This is a genomic window from Pseudomonas sp. PB103 (assembly GCF_009764635.1).
In the GTDB taxonomy this organism is placed as follows: Bacteria; Pseudomonadota; Gammaproteobacteria; order Pseudomonadales; family Pseudomonadaceae; genus Aquipseudomonas.
Window position 1 is genome coordinate 18,639 of record NZ_RWIL01000079.1, and the last position, 19,626, is coordinate 38,264.

Here is a 19,626-nt window from a genome sequence, read left to right on the forward strand (position 1 = left end):
GGCCGCAGCGCAAAACCCGTCGACCCACCGCCGCTTAAAGGCTTGCGCGCGCCGACACGGCTTGTGCGCAAAACCCTGACGCACATCAGTCCAGCGAAAAACCAATTACGCGATCCTCCCGGTCTTTTTGCCTCTACGCTTGAACAGCCAGAGCCTGACATCGGAGTGTCCAGTGTTTGCCAATCTGTTGATCATCCTCGCCTCGTCCCTCGTGGTGATTGCCCTGTTCCGTCGCCTGCGCTTGCCACCGGTGCTGGGTTACCTGTGTGTGGGGCTGCTGGTCGGGCCGAGCGCATTCGACTGGGTGAACGAAAGTGAGCACCTGCCTGACGTGGCTGAACTGGGCGTGGTGTTCCTGTTGTTTTCGCTCGGGCTGGAATTCTCCCTGTCGAAGATGATTGCGTTGCGCCAAGTGGTGTTCCGGCTCGGCAGTCAGCAGGTGCTGATCAGTACGGCGCTGCTCGGTTCACTGCTGATGTTGCTGGGCATGCCGTTGACGCCCGCACTGTTGCTCGGCGCCGGGCTGTCATTGTCTTCCACGGCGATTGTCACCAAAGAATTGGGCAGCCTCGGCGAAGTGTTCAGCAGCCACGGTCAGAACGCGATCGGCGTGCTGCTGTTTCAGGACGTGGTGGCGGTGTTGCTGCTGACGCTGGTGCCGGTGTTCGCCGGGAGCGGCACGCAGGCCTGGTATTGGGCGCTGCCACTGACGCTGGCGAAAACCGTGGTGCTGTTTGTCGGCCTGCTGCTCGCCAGCCGCTGGTTGCTGCCACGGCTGTTCCATGAGGTGGCGGCTTCGCGCTCGGCGGAACTGTTCGTGCTGCTGGCGCTGGTGATTGTGCTGCTGACGGCGTGGCTGACGCACTTGCTCGGCCTGTCCCCTGCGCTCGGCGCCTTTCTCGCCGGCATGTTGCTCGGCGAAAGCCACTACCGGCATCAGATCGAGGCCGACATCCGGCCGTTCCGCGACATCTTGCTCGGGGTGTTTTTCGTCAGCATCGGCATGCTGATCGACCTGCAGTTGTTTGTCAGTGACGGCGTGCTGATTCTCGGGCTTACCGTCGGTTTGATGGTAATCAAAGGCATCGTCGTCGCGCTGCTGGTGAGGTGGCGCGGCAGTGACAGCGAAACCGCGTGGCGCAGCGGGCTGGCCTTGGCTCAGGGCGGCGAGTTCTGCTTCGCGCTGATGGCGCAGATGCAACAAAACAGCCTGCTGCCGGCAAGGCTCGGCGCCTTGCTACTGGCGGCGACATTCTGCTCGATGTTGCTGACGCCGCTGTTGTTGCGCGCGGCGCCACGCATCGCTGCTGCCCTGCATCGCAAGCCCAATGAGGAAGCACAGATCGAAGAGATCAGCGCACTCAACGCCGACCTCGAGCAGCACGTAGTGATCTGTGGTTATGGTCGTGTTGGCCAGTCCATTGGCCGCTTCATGCGCAACGCCAGGCAAGCCTATATCGCGCTGGACAACGATCCGGTGCGTGTTCAAGAAGCCGCCTCTGGCGAGAGTGACGTGCATTACGGCGACTCCGCGCGCGGCGATCTGCTCACCGCCGTCGGTTTGTTGCGCGCCCGCCTACTGGTGATCGCCGTCGATCAAAGCGATGTCGCCCTGCGCATCCTCAAGGAAGCGCGGCGACTCAACACGCACATACCGATTCTGGTGCGCACCCGCGACGACAGCCAATGGAGCGAACTGAAAGCCGCCGGGGCCAGCGAAGTGGTGCCGGAATTACTGGAATCGAGCCTGATGCTCGCCTCGCATGCGTTGATCATGCTCGGCCTGCCGGCGCATCAGGTGCAGGAGCAAGTCGATCAGGTGCGCATCGACCGCTATCGCCTCCTGCACGGCTTTTATCCCGGAGCCGACGATGAAGAAACTTAGTCCTGACTCACCGCGCCGATCTTGTGCAGCGACAGATCGGCGCCGTAATACTCTTGTTCCTGACTGAGGCGCAGCCCATGCAGCGCCTTGATCGCGCCGTACACGACGAAGCCACCGATCAGCGCCACCGCGACGCCGAGCGCGCTGCCGAGCAACTGGCTGATCAGGCTGACGCCGCCCAGGCCACCGAGCGCGCTCTGGCCGAAGATGCCGCAGGCGATCCCGCCCCACACGCCGCACAAACCGTGCAATGGCCACACGCCGAGCACGTCATCGATGCGCCATTTCACTTGCGCGGCGGTGAAGCACCAGACAAACAGCGCGCCAGCAATCGCGCCGGTGACCAACGCGCCCACCGGGTGCATCAAGTCCGAACCGGCGCAGATCGCCACCAGCCCGGCCAACGGGCCGTTGTGCAGGAAGCCCGGGTCGTTACGCCCGACGATCAATGCCGCCATGGTGCCGCCGACCATCGCCATCAACGAGTTGACCGCGACCAGGCCGCTGACGCCTTGCAACGTCTGCGCGCTCATCACGTTGAAGCCGAACCAGCCGACAATCAGAATCCACGAGCCCAGCGCCAGAAACGGAATGCTCGACGGCGCGAAAGCCACCAATCGTCCATCGCGATAACGCCCGTTGCGCGGGCCGAGCAGCAGCACCGCCGCCAGCGCCAGCCAGCCGCCCATGGCGTGCACCACCACGGAACCGGCGAAGTCATGGAACGGCGCGCCGAACTGCGCCGCCAACCAGGCTTGCAGGCCATAGTTGCCGTTCCAGATCATTCCTTCAAAAAACGGATAAATAAACGCCACGATCAGCGCCGTCGCACACAACTGCGGAACGAAGCGCGCACGCTCGGCGATGCCCCCGGAAATAATGGCCGGGATCGCCGCCGCGAACGTCAGCAGGAAGAAGAACTTCACCAAGCCATAACCGTGATCGGCGTTCAGCACCGCCGCCGGTTGCATGAAGGTCACACCGTAGGAGATCCAATAGCCTATAAAGAAATAGGCCAGGGTCGAGACAGCGAAATCGCTGAGGATTTTCGACAGGGCGTTGACCTGGTTTTTCTGCCGGACCGTACCGACTTCCAGAAAGGCGAAACCGGCGTGCATCGCCAGCACCATCACCGCACCGATCAGAATGAACAACGTGTTGGAGCTGTGCACCAGGGTGTCCACAGCGCTTTGCAGATTTTCCATAAGCAGGCAGACCTAAAGGCGAAAAGGCACCAAAGCGGTTCGTTCGGGCATTTCATGCACCAAGTTGCGACCGCCGAGTCACTGAATCGAATGCACAGTGAACTGCTTTGGCGCACGAGGTCGATGTCCTGACACGTACCGGGATTATTTGAGTTAAGGTTTTCAAGCATGCACGCCCGGCAACAGCGCACAGCGGCCGGGCGACGCACCACGACACAGCAAAAGTTGTACCAGTCATTTGTACTGAACCTTCGCGCAAGGCTCATACTCGAACGCTTCAGACGCCACTTACGGAGATCCACCCATGGCCAGCATCAAGGCAAAGACTGCTCAAGAAATCCTCATGAACGACTTCCAGACTTTGGTCGCCGACACCGAACGGTTGCTCGAGCACACCGCCACCCTGGCCGGCGATCAGGCAGATGAACTGCGCGAGCAGATCCACGACAGCCTGCTGCGCGCGCGCGAGACCCTGAAGCTGACCGAAGAGACTGTTCGCGAACGCGGTCAGGCGGCCGTGACTGCCACTGAAGATTATGTGTCGGCCAACCCTTGGCAATCGGTCGGCATCGCTGCCGGTGTCGGTTTCCTGATCGGCCTGCTGGCCACTCGGCGCTGATTATGTCGATCGGTGAATCCGGCCCGACTGCGGGCACCGCCTCCTCCACGCGGCGCCTGGGCGCCGCTGTTCTGGGTTTGCTGCACAGCCATGTCGAACTGTTCGGCATCGAATTGCAGGAGCAGAAATCCCGTACGGTCAGCCTGTTGCTGTTCGCAGGCCTGGCCTTGGTCTTTGCCCTGTTGTTGCTGGTGGGCTTATCGACTTTGGTGATGATCATCTTCTGGGACACCTATCGCCTTGCCGCGATCATTGGCCTTTGCGTGTTCTATACCTTGGCCTCGATCTTCTGTGGGCTGCGCCTCAAGGCAGCGATTTTCGATGAGTCCTCACCCTTCCACGGCACGCTCGAAGAGCTGGCCAACGACCGGGAGCGCCTGTTGCCATGAGCCTGCCTCAACTTCCACACAACGGTTCGCGCCGGGAAATGCGCAAGGCATTGATCCGTCTGCGCATGGAAATGCACCGTCAGGAAATCCGCCACGAAACCGCGCAAGTGCTGCAACCGTTGCAGCGTATGCGCGGGATGTCGCAGAACCTGCAGGGCGGCTTCGGCATCAAGCACGCGCCGCTGTGGGGCGTGGCGGCGGTGACGCTGCTGGGGTTCATCACGGGCAAAGGCGCGAAAAGCGGCGGCGCCGGTGGTCTGACCCGGCTGATCCGCCTCGGCACCAGCCTGGGACCATTGATCAAACTGGTCATGCAGAACTCGGGCAAGCGTTGAGCTGACGCATCTGGCTACATTCTTGCAATACCGACGGGATGAACCTCTTATCCAGAGGTTCAATCCTGCCTGCCTACCCGGTCGACAGGGTTCACCAGAACAAGAACGACTAAGGAGGCCCCGTGATCGACGGGCAACCGCTCGCCTGCTTTCAGCCTTTCATCGACACCGCCACCGGACGCATCGCAGGCGTTGAAGCATTGGGTCGCCTGCGTCAGGCTGATGGTCAACTGAATTCTGTCGGGCCGCTTTTCGCCGACCCGCGCACGCCGGCCGTCGCCTTGCGCCGCCTCGACCGGCAAATCCGTGACAACGCCTTGAGCCGTCTGCATGAAGCGCCGGCCGACTGGTTTCTCAGCCTGAACATGTCGCCACGCTGGATCAGTCGTCTGCGTCCCGATCAGGCCCTGCCGAGCCTCAAGCAACTGGCCCGGCATGATGTCGATCCACAACGCATCGTTTTCGAAATCACCGAACTGGGCGGCAATGGTCAGCGCCTGGCCGAAGTGGTCGCGCGTTATCGTCAGGCGGGAGCGAGAATCGCGATTGATGATTTTGGCGCCGGCTATTCGCAGCTTGATCGCGTGCTGGCGCTGCAGCCGGATATCCTCAAACTCGATATGCGCCTGTTCCAGGCTGCCGCGTTGGGCGGGCCCAGCAGTGACGTGGTCAAAGCGCTTGCGCAGATGGCCGAGAAGACCGGCTGCTGGATCATTGCCGAAGGCGTCGAGACCGAAGCACAACTGAATTTTGCGTTGGAGTGCGGTTCACGTTATGTGCAGGGTTTTCTGTTCGCACGCGCCCAGCAAGATTTCTTCGCCGCCGATGCTTTCGTCCAACGCTTCGCTGAGCTGCGCCAACGTTATGTCCGGCAAAAACTCACCGAACGCGGGCGACTGATGCAGATGCGCCAGCAACTCGGCGAGCTGATGGCGATTCTGCAAGCCTGGGCTCAGGCCCGCGCCCCCTTGAGTGCATTGCCGCAACTGGATGCGTTTCCATGGCTGCTGCGTTTTTATCAATGCGACCGGCACGGCACGCAACTGACGCCGAACCTGGAATGGCGGCAGAACGGCTGGGTCGCCGACAACCGTTATCTGGGGCACAACTGGTCGTGGCGCCCGTACTTCTATCATCTGCTCGCCGAAGGCTGGGAAGAACGCCGCCTGACGCTGTCGAACACCTACCGCGATGCCACCAGCAATCAGTATTGCCTCACGGCCGGACAGTTTTTCGATAATGGCGAACGGTTACTGCTGATCGATATTGATGCGGCCGGCCTGTAGTTCCGCTTGCAGGTACAGGGCTGAACCGGGAAGCTAGGGCATCAGTCACCAGACGGAGAGAATCAGCCTTGGATTGGCAGACCCTGCTCAACCGCGAACGCCTCGGAAAGCCACTGCACAGCCCGCAAGAACTTGGCCGCAGCCCTTTTCACAAAGACCATGACCGCATCATTTTTTCCGGTGCGTTTCGGCGCCTGGGACGCAAGACCCAAGTACACCCGGTCACCAGTAACGATCACATCCACACGCGCCTGACCCACTCACTGGAAGTCAGTTGCGTCGGCCGTTCGCTGGGCATGCGTGTCGGTGAAACCCTGCGCAGCGCCCTGCCCGAATGGTGCGATCCGGCCGATCTGGGCATGGTCGTGCAATCGGCTTGCCTGGCCCACGACATCGGCAATCCGCCGTTCGGCCATTCCGGCGAAGATGCGATCCGCCATTGGTTTCAACAAGCTGCCGGGCGCGGCTGGCTGGACGGCATGAGCGAAGCCGAGCGCGGTGACTTCCTCAATTTCGAAGGCAACGCCCAGGGATTCCGCGTGCTCACGCAACTGGAGTATCACCAGTTCGACGGCGGTACGCGACTGACCTACGCCACCCTCGGCACTTACCTCAAATACCCGTGGACCGCGCGCCACGCCGACTCCCTCGGCTACAAGAAACACAAGTTCGGCTGCTATCAGAGCGAATTGCCGCTGCTTGAGCAGATCGCCCACAAACTCGGCCTGCCGCAAATCGAAGACCAGCGCTGGGCGCGCCATCCGCTGGTGTACCTGATGGAGGCGGCTGACGACATCTGCTATGCACTGATCGACCTCGAAGACGGCCTCGAAATGGAGTTGCTGGACTACGCCGAAGTCGAATCGCTGCTGCTCGGCCTGGTGGGCGACGATCTGCCGGAAACCTACCGCCAGCTCGGCCCTCAGGATTCACGGCGGCGCAAACTGGCGATTCTGCGCGGCAAGGCCATCGAGCACCTGACCAACGCGGCGGCGCGCGCCTTCGTCGAACAGCAGGATGCCTTGCTTGCCGGCACGCTGCACGGCGATCTGGTGGAGCACATGCACGGCCCGGCCAAGCGTTGTGTATTGAACGCCAAGGACATCGCCCGCAAGAAGATCTTTCAGGACAAGCGCAAAACCCTGCACGAAATCGGCGCTTACACGACGCTGGAAATTCTGCTCAATTCGTTCTGTGGTGCCGCGCTGGAACAACACAATGGGCGTACGCCGTCGTTCAAAAGTCGGCGCATCCTCGATTTGCTGGGCAATAACGCCCCTGATCCACAGGGTTCGTTACACGCCTCGTTTCTGCGCATGATCGACTTTATCGCCGGCATGACCGACAGCTATGCCAGCGACATGGCGCTGGAAATGACCGGACGTTCCAGTCATTGACCTCTGGCACTCAACCGGCCTTGTGGCCGGTTGGGTGAACAAATAAAAAGCGCCTGTAGCAATAACATTAAACACACTTCACAGGCTCATCGAAGTCAAACTCTCGCAACGACGCCAACACTCAAAAATAATTAAAAAAACCTGCACTTCCTTACATCAGACCTAATCCCCCGTAGTCCTCTTCCTCATTAATTGTAGGAATAATCCGATAACGCACCTTGAGCCATACCCACTCATACGAGCGCTCATACATCTGAGCTAAGGTGCGCGCTTTATTCGTGCTTGTATGGGATTTGATTATGAACTCCGTTTTTATTGTCGACGATCACCCGGTCATCCGTCTTGCTGTTCGAATGCTGCTGGAACATGAAGGCTACAAGGTCGTCGGCGAAACCGATAATGGGGTCGATGCCATGCAAATGGTGCGCGAATGCCTGCCCGACCTGATCATTCTCGACATCAGCATTCCCAAGCTCGATGGCCTCGAAGTCCTCGCCCGGTTCAACGCCATGGGCTCTTCGTTGAAAACCCTGGTTCTCACTGCGCAATGCCCAACCCTGTTCGGCATTCGTTGCATGCAGTCCGGTGCATCGGGGTATGTCTGTAAACAAGAGGACTTGAGTGAACTGGTCAGTGCAATCAAGGCAGTACTTTCCGGTTACAACTATTTCCCCAGCCAGGCTTTGAATCCGGTTCGTCCTGATGACATCCGCTATGCCGAACTGGAACTGTTCAAATCCGTCAATGACCGTGAACTTATGGTATTGCAGTTATTTGCCCAGGGGCGCACCAACAAGGAAATCGCCAAGGGTATGTTTCTGAGTAACAAGACCGTCAGCACCTACAAGAAACGGTTGATGCAAAAACTCAAAGCCAAATCCCTTGTAGAACTTATCGAGATGGCCAAACGTAACGCACTCGTGTGAGAGCCAGCATGCCCAGTCGTTTAACGCGCTATTTGATTGCCTTGAGTGCCGGTCTGTTGCTGAGCACCAGCGCCTTCGCCGTATTTACCACGTCGCCGCACTATGCGTTGCTCAGTCGCTCGGCAAGCGAACCCGTATCGGTGCCGCTGGAACCATCGCAACACCAATGGCTGCAAACTCGTCGCGAACTGATACTGGGCACCTCCGCCCCCGACTACCCGCCCTTTGACATGACCGTCAGCGGCCGTGATTACGAGGGGCTGACCGCCGATTACGCGGGATTGCTGAGCAACGCCACCGGGCTGCCGATCCGCATTCAACGCTTCCCCTCGCGGGACGCGGCGATTCGTGCGCTGGTCGACGGGCAAGTGGACATGCTCGGTACCGCCAACGGTTTCGAGGCCGGCAACGCCAACCTCGCACTGTCCGAACCCTATGCCATCGATCAACCTGTGCTCGTCACCCGCGAAGGCGAAACCCGCTCACTGAGCGAAGGCCTGGCAGGTTTGCGCCTGAGCATGGTCTATCACTACCTGCCGCTGGCCGAGGTCAAGGCGCTGTATCCCAAGGCGCTGATCACCTGCTACCCGTCCTACCAGAATGCGCTCAACGCCGTCGCGTTCGATCAGGCCGATGTGTTTCTCGGCGACACCCTCTCAACGCATTACATGATCAACAAGGGTTACCTGAACAACGTGCGCATGGCCAACTTCGGCAAGCAGGAAGCCCAGGGTTTCAGTTTCGCCGTACGCCGCAATAATCCGCAGTTGCTGGGCGTCATCAATTCCGTGCTCAAGGCGGTTCCGCGCAACGAACGCGAAAATATTGCCAAACGCTGGAGCGCCGGCAGCGACCTTTTGCTCACTGACCAGAAGCTGCAACTGAGTCAGCGCGAAGAGACCTGGATCAAACGCCATCCAGTGGTCAGCGTAGTGGTCAACGAGGCCTACGCACCGCTGACTTTCTTCGACAGCGACGGTAATTTTCGCGGCATCAGCGCCGACCTGCTCGAACTGATCCGCCTGCGCACCGGCCTGCGTTTCGAGATCCGCCGCAGCCGCAACGATGCCGAGATGGTCAAACTGATCGACAACCATCAGGCCGACCTGATCGCCGCGCTGCTGCCAACCGCCGAGCGCGAAGAAACCCTGAGTTTCAGTCGCCCCTACCTGGAAAACTCCTACGTTTTGCTGACCCGCAAAAGCGCCGACAGCCCCACCAATCTGGGTCAGCTCAAAGGCAAGCAACTGGCGATCGCGCAAGGCAATCCGATGGTCGAATACTTGCGCCGGGACTTTCCGCGCATTCACCTGATCGAAACGGCAGACACCTTCAGCGCGGTCTCGCTATTGGCCGAGGGTCATGTCGACGGCGCAGTGAACTCGCTGGTGATCGCCAATTACTTCATCTCGTCGCGCATTTTCGAACGCGCACTGCAAATCACCACCACCATCGGTACCGGTCAGGCAGCCTTTTCGCTGGCCACAGCGCGCGACAATACCGAGCTGGGCTCGATCATCAACAAAGCCTTGCTGAGCATCGCGCCTGAAGAACTCGGGGTGATCAACGGGCGTTGGCGCGGGTATGCAACCGCCTCGCAGAACACCTGGCGCAACTATCAGCGCCTGTTCTATCAAGTGATCATCGGCGCCTGCCTGCTCTTGCTGCTGTTGCTGGCCTGGAATGCCTACATGCGTCGACAGATCAAACAGCGTCAGGCGGCTGAACGCGCGCTCAACGATCAATACGAGTTCATGCGCTCACTGGTCAACGGCACACCGCATCCGATCTACGTTCGCGATCGCCAGGGCCTGCTGCAGAGCTGCAATGACAGCTACCTTGAAGCCTTCAATGCCAGACGCGAAGACGTCATCGGCAAAAGCGTGATGAATGGCACCCTGAGCAACGCCTTCGAAGCCCAGGCATTTCAGGCGGATTACCAGCGCGTGGTGGCCGAGGGCATTCCGCTGGTGCTCGACCGACCGCTGCACATCGGTAACCGGCGCCTGACGATCTATCACTGGATCCTGCCGTATCGCGACTCCAGCGGTGACGTGCAGGGCATCATCGGCGGCTGGATCGACATCAGCGAACGCCGCCAATTGTTTGAAGAGTTGCGCACCGCCAAGGAGCGTGCGGATGATGCCAACCGCGCCAAGAGCACTTTTCTGGCGACGATGAGCCATGAGATCCGCACACCGATGAATGCCGTGATCGGCATGCTCGAACTGACGCTCAAACGCATGGATCAACAGCATCCGGACCGTTCTTCGATCGACACCGCTTACCACTCGGCCAAGGATCTGCTGGGCCTGATCGGCGACATTCTGGACATCGCGCGAATCGAGTCAGGACGCCTGAGCCTGTGCCCGGAGCGGGTCAATCTGGTGGAGACGGTGGCGTCTGTCACGCGAATCTTCGACGGCCTCGCCCGCCAGAAAAGCCTCTCACTGCACCTGGCCGTCAATCCGCCGGAGCTGGCGGTGGACGTACATCTGGACCCTTTGCGTTTCAAGCAGGTGCTGTCGAATCTGATCAGCAACGCGATCAAGTTTACCGAGCTGGGGCAGATCAGAATCACCCTGGACCTGATGACCACTGACGACCCGGCACGCTCGCTCATGCAATTGAGCGTTCAGGACAGTGGCGTCGGCATCAGCGCCGAAGACCAACAGCGTTTGTTCGAACCCTTTGCCCAAGCGGAAAACAGCGGGCCACAGAGCCGCAGCGGCGCCGGCCTGGGCCTGGTGATCAGTCGCAACCTGTGCGAGATGATGGGCGGCAAGCTGCAACTGAGCAGCCATCCCGGCATCGGCACCCAAGTGTCTGTTTCATTACCACTGAAAACCTTGCCGGCCGAAGTCAGCACGCGAAAGACCGAGCCCGCCATCAAGACTTCGCTGACGCCCCTGAATGTCCTGGTGGTCGACGATCACCCGGCGAATCGCCTGTTGATGTGCCAGCAACTGGAGTTCCTCGGCCACCGCTTCAGTGTCGCCGAGAATGGCAGCAGCGGACTCGATCTGTGGAGGGATGGCCAATTTGATCTGGTGATCGTCGACTGCAACATGCCGTTGATGAACGGCTATGAACTGACCCGCGCGATTCGCCAACATGAGTTGCAGATCCGCCGCACGCCCTGCGTGGTACTGGGCTTCACGGCCAACGCGCAACCCGAAGAAATCCAACGCTGCAAACAAGCGGGCATGGACGACTGCCTGTTCAAACCCTTGAGCCTGAGCCAATTGAGTCAATGGGTCGACAACGTCACACCCGCACCGGCGCCAGCTGTGTTCAATCTGCAAAGCCTGAATATGCTGACCGGCGGCAACCCCGAGCAGAGCCGACGGCTGCTGGCCGAACTGTTGAAAAGCAGCCGCCTGGATCGGGAGGAGCTGCTCGCGCTGTCGCCACACAATGATTGCCAGGCGTTGGCCCTGGTCGCCCACAAGATCAAGGGCGCCGCGCGCATCGCTCAAGCCTCGCGCGTGATCGAAAGTTGCGAAGCCCTTGAGCAAGCCTGTACGCAAGCGTTGGCCAAAGACGAAATCGCCCGACGGTGTGCGGCCAGCACCCGAGTGATGCTCGAACTGGAGCACGCCTTGCAGCAACAATTGGCATTGACCGACCAAGGCAGAATGACTTTGCCTTAACTATGCTTGGGCGCTGAGCAGTGAGTAAACATCATGGAGACGTCGAAATGCCCAGCCCACTGCACCCGGAACGACACCCGGAACAACGCCGTTTCCCTCTGCATGTGCACATCAGCGTCATGTTCACCTTTCTGTTGTTGCTCACCGGGGTGATCCTCGGCCTGTTCAATTACCGGCAGACCACGCAGATCATCCTGTCGAGCAGCGAAAAGCTGTTCAACCGTATCGAACAGGATGTGCGGGTCGACCTGCACGCCACCTATCAACCGATCCGCCACCTGTTGAGCCTGCTGGCGGACAATCCGGCCACTCAGGCGTTGCACCTTGAGCAGCGCCTGCCGTTGCTCAAACCGTTCAGCCAGTCGCTCACCGACAACCCGGATCTGGCCTCGCTGTATCTGGGTTACGCCAATGGCGATTTCTTCATGGTGCGCCCACTGCGCTCCGCCGCGCTGAAGAGTCTGCTCAAGGCGCCGGACGCAGCGGCTTATCAGGTCTGGAGCATCGAGCATGACCCCGACGGCCAGGCGCACTCGCAATCGCTGTTCTTCGATCAGTCACTGACCGCCATCAGCCGTCTCGACAACCCCGACGACACCTACGATCCACGCGGTCGCGCCTGGTTTACAAGTGCGCGCCAGCAAGCCGAGCAGATCACCACCGAACCCTACGTGTTTTTCTCGACCCACAACGTTGGCACCACCCTCGCCCGGCGCAGCGGCGAAAACGCCGTTATCGCCGCCGACCTGACACTCGAAGCACTGTCCGCCACCCTGACCAAACACGTGGTGACGCCGGCCACAGAAATCGCCCTGTTCGATGCTGATGGCAATGCCGTTGCCTACCCCGACAGCAGCCGATTGATTGTCGATGACCGCACCGCGCGGCTGGCCAAAGTGACTGACCTGAGCCCCAGCCTGCATGCGTTGCTGTCCGGCGCCCAGCAGGGCCGTCGCCTGCAGGCCGACGGTCGGCAATGGATCGTCGCCCGCAGCAGCATGCAGGAAGGCGGGCCGAAGGGCTTGCAACTGGCGCTGCTGGTGCCGGAAGACGAATTGCTGGTCGATGCCTACCGCATGCGCTGGCAAGGCGCGCTGATAACGCTGGCGACCTTGTTGCTGTGCCTGCCTCTGGGCTGGCTGATTTCACGGCTGCTGGTCAAACCCCTGCGCGCGCTGGTGAAAGAGGCCGACGCGATCCGCAGTTTCGATTTCAACTTTCCGCTGGCGCGGCGTTCGCCAGTGCTTGAAGTCGATCAGTTGAGTGTGTCGATGGCGCGAATGAAAGACACCCTGGCCAGTTTCTTCCGCATTACCGACAGCCTGTGCGCCGAGACCCGCTTCGCGCCGTTGCTGCAACGGGTGCTGTTCGAAACCGTGCAGATCGCCCAGGCCCAGGCCGGGCTGATCTATTTGCGCGAAAGTGACGGCAATCGCATGGAGCCTTACGGGCTGGTGATTGACGGTACCGAGCAAACACTTGAACCCTTCGACATTGCGGGCCGAGACCTGCAAGCGCCTGAGGGCCCGGCGTGGTTTCAGCAACTGGCCAGTGCCGACAATGTCGTGACTAACCTGGGGTTCGAGCAGGCTGATGATCTGCAGAAAGTCCTGCTGGCGATGTCGTCGCCGCGCGTGCACCTGATCGGTATCCGCCTGCGTAATCGACACAATGAAACCATCGGCCTGTTGGTCCTGCTGGTGAACGACAGCGGCAACGCGGCCGATCTGGAAAAACTGCTGCCTGACCGTATCGCCTTTTTGCAAGCGGTGTCCGGCGCCGCCGCCGTCAGTATTGAAAGTCAGCGCTTGCAGGCCAAACAGAAACAGTTACTGGATGCATTCATTCAACTGCTCGCCGGCGCCATCGACGCCAAAAGCCCCTACACCGGCGGACATTGCCAGCGAGTGCCGGAACTGACGCTGATGCTTGCCCAAGCCGCTGCTGCCAGTCAGGCCCCTGCGTTCAAGGCTTACCAGCCGAGTGAGGATGAATGGGAGGCGCTGCATATCGCCGCGTGGCTGCACGATTGCGGCAAGGTCACGACGCCGGAGTACGTGGTCGACAAAGCCACCAAACTGGAAACCATCAACGACCGCATCCACGAGATCCGCACCCGTTTCGAGGTGCTCAAGCGCGATGCCTGGGTCAGCTACTGGCAAGCGCTGGCCAGCGGCGGTGACGAGGCGCAACTGAGCGAACGGCGCGACGCCACGCTGACGGCGCTGGACGAAGACTTCGCGTTTGTTGCGCGCTGCAATCTGGGCAGCGAGGCGATGGCCGAAGCCGATCTACTGCGACTCAATAAGCTGGCCCAACGCACCTGGATGCGTACCCTGGACGACCGTCTGGGTGTGTCATGGGAGGAAAACCGTCGTCAGGCACACACGCCGGCACCGACGTTGCCGGTCCGCGAAAACCTCCTCACGGACAAGCCCGAGCACTTGCTCGAACGCGATCCCGGCGAGGTGATTCCCGAAGACAATCCATGGGGTTTCAAACTGGATGTGCCGCGCTATAAATACAATCGTGGCGAGCTGTATAACCTGAGCATCAGTCGCGGCACGCTGACGCGCGAAGAACGCTACATCATCAATCACCACATGGTGCAGACGATCCTGATGCTCAGCCATTTGCCCTTCCCCGGGCACCTGGACAGCGTTGCCGAAATCGCCGGCGGTCATCACGAAAAAATGGACGGCAGCGGTTATCCAAAACGCTTGAAGCGCGAAGAGATGAGCCTGCCGGCGCGGATGATGGCGATTGCCGATATTTTCGAAGCGTTGACGGCGGCGGATCGGCCGTACAAGAAGGCCAAGTCCTTGAGCGAAGCGTTGAACATCATGGCGACGATGAGCCATGAGGCGCACATCGATGCCGAGCTGTTCGGGCTGTTCATCAACGAAGGCGTGTACCTGCAATACGCCACGCGCTTTCTCGATCCACAGCAGATCGATGCGGTGGAGCCGGCCAGCCTGCTACGCAAGGCTGGCCTTTCAGGATGATCAGCAGTCGGTCAGGCGCAGGAAGATCGCGGCCAGTTGCTCGATACCGGCTTGGTCGTCGGCGCCGAAACGCGCCAGCTTCGGGCTGTCGAGGTCGAGTACACCGATCAGGCGACCGTCCTTGACCAGTGGCACCACCAGCTCGCTGTTCGACGCGCTGTCGCAGGCGATATGGCCGGCAAACGCGTGAACGTCTTCAACCCGTTGCGTTTGCAGGGTTGCAGCAGCGGCGCCACACACACCACGACCGAACGGAATGCGCACACAGGCGATCTGCCCCTGAAACGGACCGAGCACCAGTTCTTCGTTGCGGTTGAGGTAGAAACCCGCCCAGTTCAGGTCATCGAGCTGGTTGAACAGGAACGCCGAAAACTGCGCGGCGTTGGCGATGAAATCGCGTTCGTCCGCCAGCAGCGATTCCAGTTGTGCGGCCAACATGCCATAGCCTTCGAGGCCCTGGCCGCTTTGTTGCAAATCAATCATGCCTTGTGCTCCAACAATTTCAGTCCCACCCAGTAACGGGCGAATTGGTACGCGCAACGTCCATTGCGATTGCCGCGGCCGGTGGCCCAACGCACGGCGAGGATGTCCAGCTCTTCGTTGCGCTGCCAGCTCAGGTTGGCTTTGGCAGCCAACTGGCCGATCCAGTGTTCAACAACGTCGAGGAAGTGTTCTTGAGTAAACGGGTAGAACGACAGCCACAGGCCAAAGCGATCCGACAGTGCGATTTTGTCTTCCACCGCTTCGCTGGGGTGCAATTCGCCGTCGACGCGTTTCCAGTTTTCGTTGTCGCTTTCCTTCTCCGGCACCAGGTGGCGGCGGTTCGAGGTGGCGTACAACAAGACGTTGTCCGGTGCCTGTTCCAGCGAGCCATCAAGCACGCTTTTCAATACGCGGTAATCGCCTTCGCCGGATTCAAACGACAGGTCATCGCAGAACAACACAAAGCGCTGCGGCAATTTGCCGATCTGCTCGACCACTCGCGGCAAGTCTGCCAGGTGATCGCGCTCGATCTCGATCAGGCGCAGGCCCGCCGCAGCGTGCTCGGCCAGCAGTGCGCGCACCAGCGAGGACTTACCGGTGCCGCGCGAGCCCCACAGCAAGGCGTGGTTGGCCGGCATGCCGTCGAGGAATTGCTGGGTATTGCGGCCCAGTTGTTCGAGCTGACGGTCGACGCCGATCAGGTCAGACAGGCGCATGTCGAGGCTGACTTCCAGCGGCAGCAGATAACCGCTGCGGCCGTCACGCTGCCAGCGTGCGGCCAGGCAAGTGCCCCAGTCGATCACCGGACGGGCTGCCGGCAACAACGGTTCGATCCGCGCCAGGACCGACTCGGCACGTTCAAGAAAAGCATTCAATCGGGAATCCACGTCTTCTCCTCGGGCACGTTCACAGTGATGATGGCGATCCAGCGACGTCACACAGACTTCAATCCACCGCCTCAGGCCTTGTTACAAGGCGATTCGGGAACCTCGGTAGCCCTACATGATCGACTATGCTTGAGCAGCGAAAGGAAACGGAAGTGGTTCAACACCCCATGGATATCAAATTCACCCACCGGCTGTCATACAAGCAAGCCAAGCTCACTGTGCTGGTCGGGTTCATTCTGGGCACGCTGCTCAGCCTGCTGCAAATCGGCATCGATTATGCCAGCGAAGACGCCTCCATCAACCGTGAAATCCTGTCTTTGCTGGAAATCAGCCACAATCCGGCGTCACGCATCGCCTACAACATCGACGCTGAACTGGCGCAGGAGCTCACGCTCGGCCTGCTGCGCTCACCGGCGATCATCTCCGCGCAACTGACCGACAACAACAATACCGTGCTGGCCAGCGTCAAACGCCCGGAATTGCAAAGCGGCTATCGGGTGATCAGCGATTTTCTGTTCGGCGCCAAGCGCCAGTTCGAGGACCGCCTCTATCTCGATCACTTGCCTGCCGAATCACTGGGTGTCTTGAGCCTGGAAGTCGACACGTATGCTTTCGGCAGTCGCTTTTTGCGCCGTGCGGAAATCACCCTGCTCAACGGTTTCGCCCGCAGCCTGATCCTCACCGGCATTCTGCTCGCGTTGTTCTATGTGATGCTGACCAAGCCGCTGGTGCGGGTGATCCGCGAGCTCAGCGGGCGCGACCCGCGCAGCGCCGAGCCGACCACGCTGGAATGCCCCGGCGGGCACGCCAATGACGAGATCGGCGTGCTGGTCAAGGTCGCCAATCAACAGTTCGAAAACATTGCCACGGAAATCCAGCAACGGCGCAACGCCGAAAACCGCCTGACCGACTATCTCGGCCAACTGGAAAACATCGTGTCCTCGCGGACTGCCGAACTGAAAGCCATCAATGCCCGGCTCAGCCAGTCCAATCAGGAACTGGAAGTCGCGCGCAGCACCGCGCTCGACATGGCCGAAGCGCGTTCGGCGTTTCTGGCCAACATGAGCCATGAGATCCGCACGCCGCTCAACGGCCTGCTGGGAATGATCGCGCTGTCGCTGGATGGCCCGTTGAATGCCGAGCAGCAGCAACAACTGTCGATCGCCCATGACTCGGGCAAAGTGCTGGTGGAATTGCTCAACGATATTCTCGACCTGTCGAAATTCGACGCCGGGCAACTGGAGCTCGAGCACATTCCATTCGATCTCGGCTCACTGGTCGAGGACACCGCCAATCTGCTGTCGCAGAACGCGGCGCCGAGTGTCGAACTGACCTGCCTGGTCGATCCGCAATTTCCTGCGTTGGTGCTGGGCGATCCGACCCGGGTGCGGCAGATCGTCAGCAACCTGCTGTCCAACGCGTTGAAATTCACCCGTTTCGGGCGAGTCGACGTGCGTTTGTCAGCGATCAAGGACGGCGTGCGTATCGAAGTCTGCGACACCGGGATCGGCATCGCGCAGGACGCCCAGGTGAAAATCTTCCAGCCGTTCACTCAGGCCGGCGCCGGCATTACCCGTCAGTACGGTGGCACCGGGCTGGGTCTGGCGCTGACCTATAACCTCTGCGAAGCCATGCAGGGGCGGCTGACGATCAGTTCCGAAACAGGTTTCGGCAGCCAGTTTTGCGCCGAACTGCCGCTGCCCTGCCATACCCGCGCGGTCGCGCCGGCGCCGCTGCACGGTAAAGTCCTCGCCATTACCGCCGGCAGCAGTGGCCTGGCCGAATTGCTCAAGAGCTTGCTGCCGGTGTGGGGGCTGGAATATGAGCAGCGCACGATTGACGATTCGCTGCTCGGCCTGACCCCGGACGTGCTGATCACCGACTGCCCGGAATGCCTGTTCGGCCTGCGCCCGACCCTGAGCGCGCCGATTCTGCTGGTCACGGCCTACGGCAGCTTCCTGCCCAGCGAGGAAGCCGCAGCGCTCGCGCCGTTGCAACAACAGGCGCGGCCGCTGGCGCGCAATGCGCTGTATCAGAATTTGCGCAGAACATTGCAACCGGACGTCACCACGATCAACGACGCGCGCCTTGAAACCTCGCCATCGCTGCGACGCGGGCGGGTGCTGCTGGTCGAGGACAACCCGGTCAATCAACTGGTCGCCAAAGGCATGCTCGGCAAACTCGGCTGCGATGTCGTGGTTGCAGCCCACGGTGCCGAAGCGCTGGATCAACTGGAGTTTCACCAATTCGACCTGGTGCTGATGGACTGCAATATGCCGGTGATGGACGGCTACGAAGCCAGCCGGCAGATCCGCCAGAGCGGGCGCTGGCCGAATCTGCCGATTGTCGCGCTGACCGCCAACGCCATGTCCGAGGAGCGCGAGCGTTGCCGGGCCGCCGGCATGAGCGACTATTTGGCCAAACCGTTTCGCCGTGAAGAACTGGCGGCGTTGCTCGATCTGTGGATCCCGACTACGACAGCGCTTTGATTTGCCCCAGCAGATGATCGAGGCCGTTACGCAAATCGTTGAGCCGATCCAGATCGACGCCGCTGTCACACAGCAATCGAGCCTTGAGCGGCCCGACCTGCTCGCGCAGTGCAAGCCCCGCCGATGTCAGGCTCAGATGCACTTCTCGCTCATCACGCAGAGAGCGTTGACGCTGCACCAGTTGCAACTGTTGCAGCCGCTTGAGCAGCGGCGTCAGCGTGCCGGAATCCAGCGCCAGCCGCTCGCCCAAGGCCTTGACCGTCGGTTGCCCGGGCGCGCTGTCCTGCCATTCCCACAACACCAGCATCGCCAGGTATTGCGGATAGGTCAGGCCGAGTTGATCGAGCATCGGCTTATAGGCACGAATCACCGCCCGGGAGGCGGCGTACAACTTGAAGCACAATTGGCTGTCGAGCTTCATTGAATCGACCGACAGGCTGTTCATTTGAGCAGGGCTTCGATCTCGCGGCTCAGGTCCTGCGGCTTGGTGGCCGGGGCGAAGCGCTTGACCAACTGGCCGTCCTTGCCGATCAGGAACTTGGTGAAGTTCCACTTGATGCCCTGGGAGCCGAGCACGCCCGGTGCGCGTTTTTTCAGTTGCACGAACAGCGGATGCGCGTCGGCACCGTTGACGTCGATTTTCTTGAACAGCGGGAAGCTGACGCCGAAATTCAGCTCGCAGAATTCACTGATCGCGCCCTCGTTACCTGGCTCCTGCTTGCCGAACTGATTGCACGGAAAGCCCAGCACCACCAGGCCTTGATCCTTGTAGGTCTGCCACAGTTGTTCAAGACCTTTGTATTGCGGGGTGAAACCGCACTTGCTCGCGGTGTTGACGACCAGCACCGCTTTGCCGGCGAAGTCGGCCAGGGTCTTTTGCTCACCCTTGATGGTGGTGCACGGGATGTTCAGCAGGTTGTCGCTCATGGCGTGGTGCTCCGCGTAAAAATCGGGAAAAGCCAAACATAGCGAGCAATTAAATTGTGTGCAATTTAATTAATCAAATCCTCCCTGTAGGAGCTGCCGAAGGCTGCGATCTGTTGATCTTGTCTTTAAAAACAACATCA

Annotated in this window: 15 protein-coding genes; 10 read left to right on the plus strand and 5 right to left on the minus strand. The window is 60.3% G+C overall.

What is annotated here, in order from left to right:
* The first annotated feature begins 172 nt into the window (after window positions 1-172).
* A complete protein-coding gene (locus tag EJA70_RS14890) occupies window positions 173-1,885 on the plus strand; it encodes a monovalent cation:proton antiporter-2 (CPA2) family protein (protein ID WP_158831687.1) in 1,713 nt (570 codons plus the stop codon).
* On the opposite strand, the gene EJA70_RS14895 is transcribed toward EJA70_RS14890, so the two are convergent.
* Window positions 1,882-3,090, minus strand: coding sequence for an ammonium transporter (locus EJA70_RS14895; protein ID WP_008079911.1), 1,209 nt, complete (start codon window positions 3,088-3,090; stop codon window positions 1,882-1,884). The genes EJA70_RS14890 and EJA70_RS14895 overlap by 4 nt on opposite strands.
* Before the next feature lie 304 nt (window positions 3,091-3,394).
* On the opposite strand from EJA70_RS14895, the gene EJA70_RS14900 reads away from it, so the two are divergent.
* From EJA70_RS14900 to EJA70_RS14935, 8 genes are all read left to right on the plus strand, one after another.
* Window positions 3,395-3,709, plus strand: coding sequence for a YqjD family protein (locus tag EJA70_RS14900; protein WP_008079910.1), 315 nt, complete (start codon window positions 3,395-3,397; stop codon window positions 3,707-3,709).
* Between the two features lie 2 nt (window positions 3,710-3,711).
* Window positions 3,712-4,098, plus strand: a complete 387-nt coding sequence (locus EJA70_RS14905; RefSeq protein WP_008079909.1) for a phage holin family protein — start codon at window positions 3,712-3,714, stop codon at window positions 4,096-4,098.
* Complete coding sequence (locus tag EJA70_RS14910) at window positions 4,095-4,433, plus strand: hypothetical protein (RefSeq protein WP_008079908.1); 339 nt, start codon at window positions 4,095-4,097, stop codon at window positions 4,431-4,433. The genes EJA70_RS14905 and EJA70_RS14910 overlap by 4 nt, the downstream gene beginning before the upstream one ends.
* Window positions 4,434-4,555: 122 nt before the next feature.
* Window positions 4,556-5,719 (plus strand): EAL domain-containing protein, encoded by a 1,164-nt coding sequence (locus EJA70_RS14915; RefSeq protein WP_158831689.1) that lies wholly within the window; start codon window positions 4,556-4,558, stop codon window positions 5,717-5,719.
* A 68-nt stretch (window positions 5,720-5,787) separates the two neighbouring features.
* Entirely contained in the window at window positions 5,788-7,116 is a 1,329-nt protein-coding gene (locus tag EJA70_RS14920; protein WP_158831691.1) for a deoxyguanosinetriphosphate triphosphohydrolase, read from the plus strand.
* Window positions 7,117-7,415: 299 nt separating this feature from the next.
* Complete coding sequence (locus tag EJA70_RS14925) at window positions 7,416-8,042, plus strand: response regulator transcription factor (RefSeq protein WP_008079905.1); 627 nt, start codon at window positions 7,416-7,418, stop codon at window positions 8,040-8,042.
* Between the two features lie 8 nt (window positions 8,043-8,050).
* Window positions 8,051-11,695, plus strand: coding sequence for a transporter substrate-binding domain-containing protein (locus EJA70_RS14930; protein ID WP_158831693.1), 3,645 nt, complete (start codon window positions 8,051-8,053; stop codon window positions 11,693-11,695).
* A 47-nt stretch (window positions 11,696-11,742) separates the two neighbouring features.
* On the plus strand, window positions 11,743-14,700 hold the full coding sequence (locus tag EJA70_RS14935) for an HD domain-containing phosphohydrolase (protein WP_158831695.1): 2,958 nt from the start codon (window positions 11,743-11,745) through the stop codon (window positions 14,698-14,700).
* Here EJA70_RS14935 and EJA70_RS14940 read toward each other — a convergent pair whose 3' ends face one another.
* Window positions 14,701-15,183, minus strand: coding sequence for a GAF domain-containing protein (locus tag EJA70_RS14940; RefSeq protein ID WP_158831697.1), 483 nt, complete (start codon window positions 15,181-15,183; stop codon window positions 14,701-14,703).
* Window positions 15,180-16,070, minus strand: coding sequence for an ATP-binding protein (locus EJA70_RS14945; protein WP_158831699.1), 891 nt, complete (start codon window positions 16,068-16,070; stop codon window positions 15,180-15,182). The genes EJA70_RS14940 and EJA70_RS14945 overlap by 4 nt, the downstream gene beginning before the upstream one ends.
* Window positions 16,071-16,237: 167 nt before the next feature.
* Between EJA70_RS14945 and EJA70_RS14950 the strand changes: the two genes are divergently transcribed.
* The gene (locus EJA70_RS14950) at window positions 16,238-18,559 is read left to right on the plus strand and encodes a response regulator (protein WP_158831703.1); all 2,322 of its coding nucleotides are present in this window, start codon (window positions 16,238-16,240) and stop codon (window positions 18,557-18,559) included.
* Here EJA70_RS14950 and EJA70_RS14955 read toward each other — a convergent pair.
* Both EJA70_RS14955 and EJA70_RS14960 read right to left on the minus strand, forming a co-directional pair.
* Window positions 18,543-19,004: a MarR family winged helix-turn-helix transcriptional regulator gene (locus EJA70_RS14955; protein ID WP_158831701.1), complete on the minus strand. Its 462-nt coding sequence runs from the start codon at window positions 19,002-19,004 to the stop codon at window positions 18,543-18,545. The genes EJA70_RS14950 and EJA70_RS14955 overlap by 17 nt on opposite strands.
* Window positions 19,001-19,486, minus strand: coding sequence for a glutathione peroxidase (locus EJA70_RS14960; RefSeq protein ID WP_008079897.1), 486 nt, complete (start codon window positions 19,484-19,486; stop codon window positions 19,001-19,003). The genes EJA70_RS14955 and EJA70_RS14960 overlap by 4 nt, the downstream gene beginning before the upstream one ends.
* Window positions 19,487-19,626: the final 140 nt, after the last annotated feature.

What these genes read in the sequence shown, in the direction of transcription:
- EJA70_RS14955 (WP_158831701.1), bottom strand. Translation starts at nt 19,004, where the DNA reads ATGAACAGCCTGTCGGTCGATTCAATGAAGCTCGACAGCCAATTGTGC.
- EJA70_RS14905 (WP_008079909.1), top strand. Translation starts at nt 3,712, where the DNA reads ATGTCGATCGGTGAATCCGGCCCGACTGCGGGCACCGCCTCCTCCACG.
- EJA70_RS14940 (WP_158831697.1), bottom strand. Translation starts at nt 15,183, where the DNA reads ATGATTGATTTGCAACAAAGCGGCCAGGGCCTCGAAGGCTATGGCATG.
- EJA70_RS14950 (WP_158831703.1), top strand. Translation starts at nt 16,238, where the DNA reads ATGGATATCAAATTCACCCACCGGCTGTCATACAAGCAAGCCAAGCTC.
- EJA70_RS14895 (WP_008079911.1), bottom strand. Translation starts at nt 3,090, where the DNA reads ATGGAAAATCTGCAAAGCGCTGTGGACACCCTGGTGCACAGCTCCAAC.
- EJA70_RS14930 (WP_158831693.1), top strand. Translation starts at nt 8,051, where the DNA reads ATGCCCAGTCGTTTAACGCGCTATTTGATTGCCTTGAGTGCCGGTCTG.
- EJA70_RS14925 (WP_008079905.1), top strand. Translation starts at nt 7,416, where the DNA reads ATGAACTCCGTTTTTATTGTCGACGATCACCCGGTCATCCGTCTTGCT.
- EJA70_RS14960 (WP_008079897.1), bottom strand. Translation starts at nt 19,486, where the DNA reads ATGAGCGACAACCTGCTGAACATCCCGTGCACCACCATCAAGGGTGAG.
- EJA70_RS14910 (WP_008079908.1), top strand. Translation starts at nt 4,095, where the DNA reads ATGAGCCTGCCTCAACTTCCACACAACGGTTCGCGCCGGGAAATGCGC.
- EJA70_RS14900 (WP_008079910.1), top strand. Translation starts at nt 3,395, where the DNA reads ATGGCCAGCATCAAGGCAAAGACTGCTCAAGAAATCCTCATGAACGAC.
- EJA70_RS14935 (WP_158831695.1), top strand. Translation starts at nt 11,743, where the DNA reads ATGCCCAGCCCACTGCACCCGGAACGACACCCGGAACAACGCCGTTTC.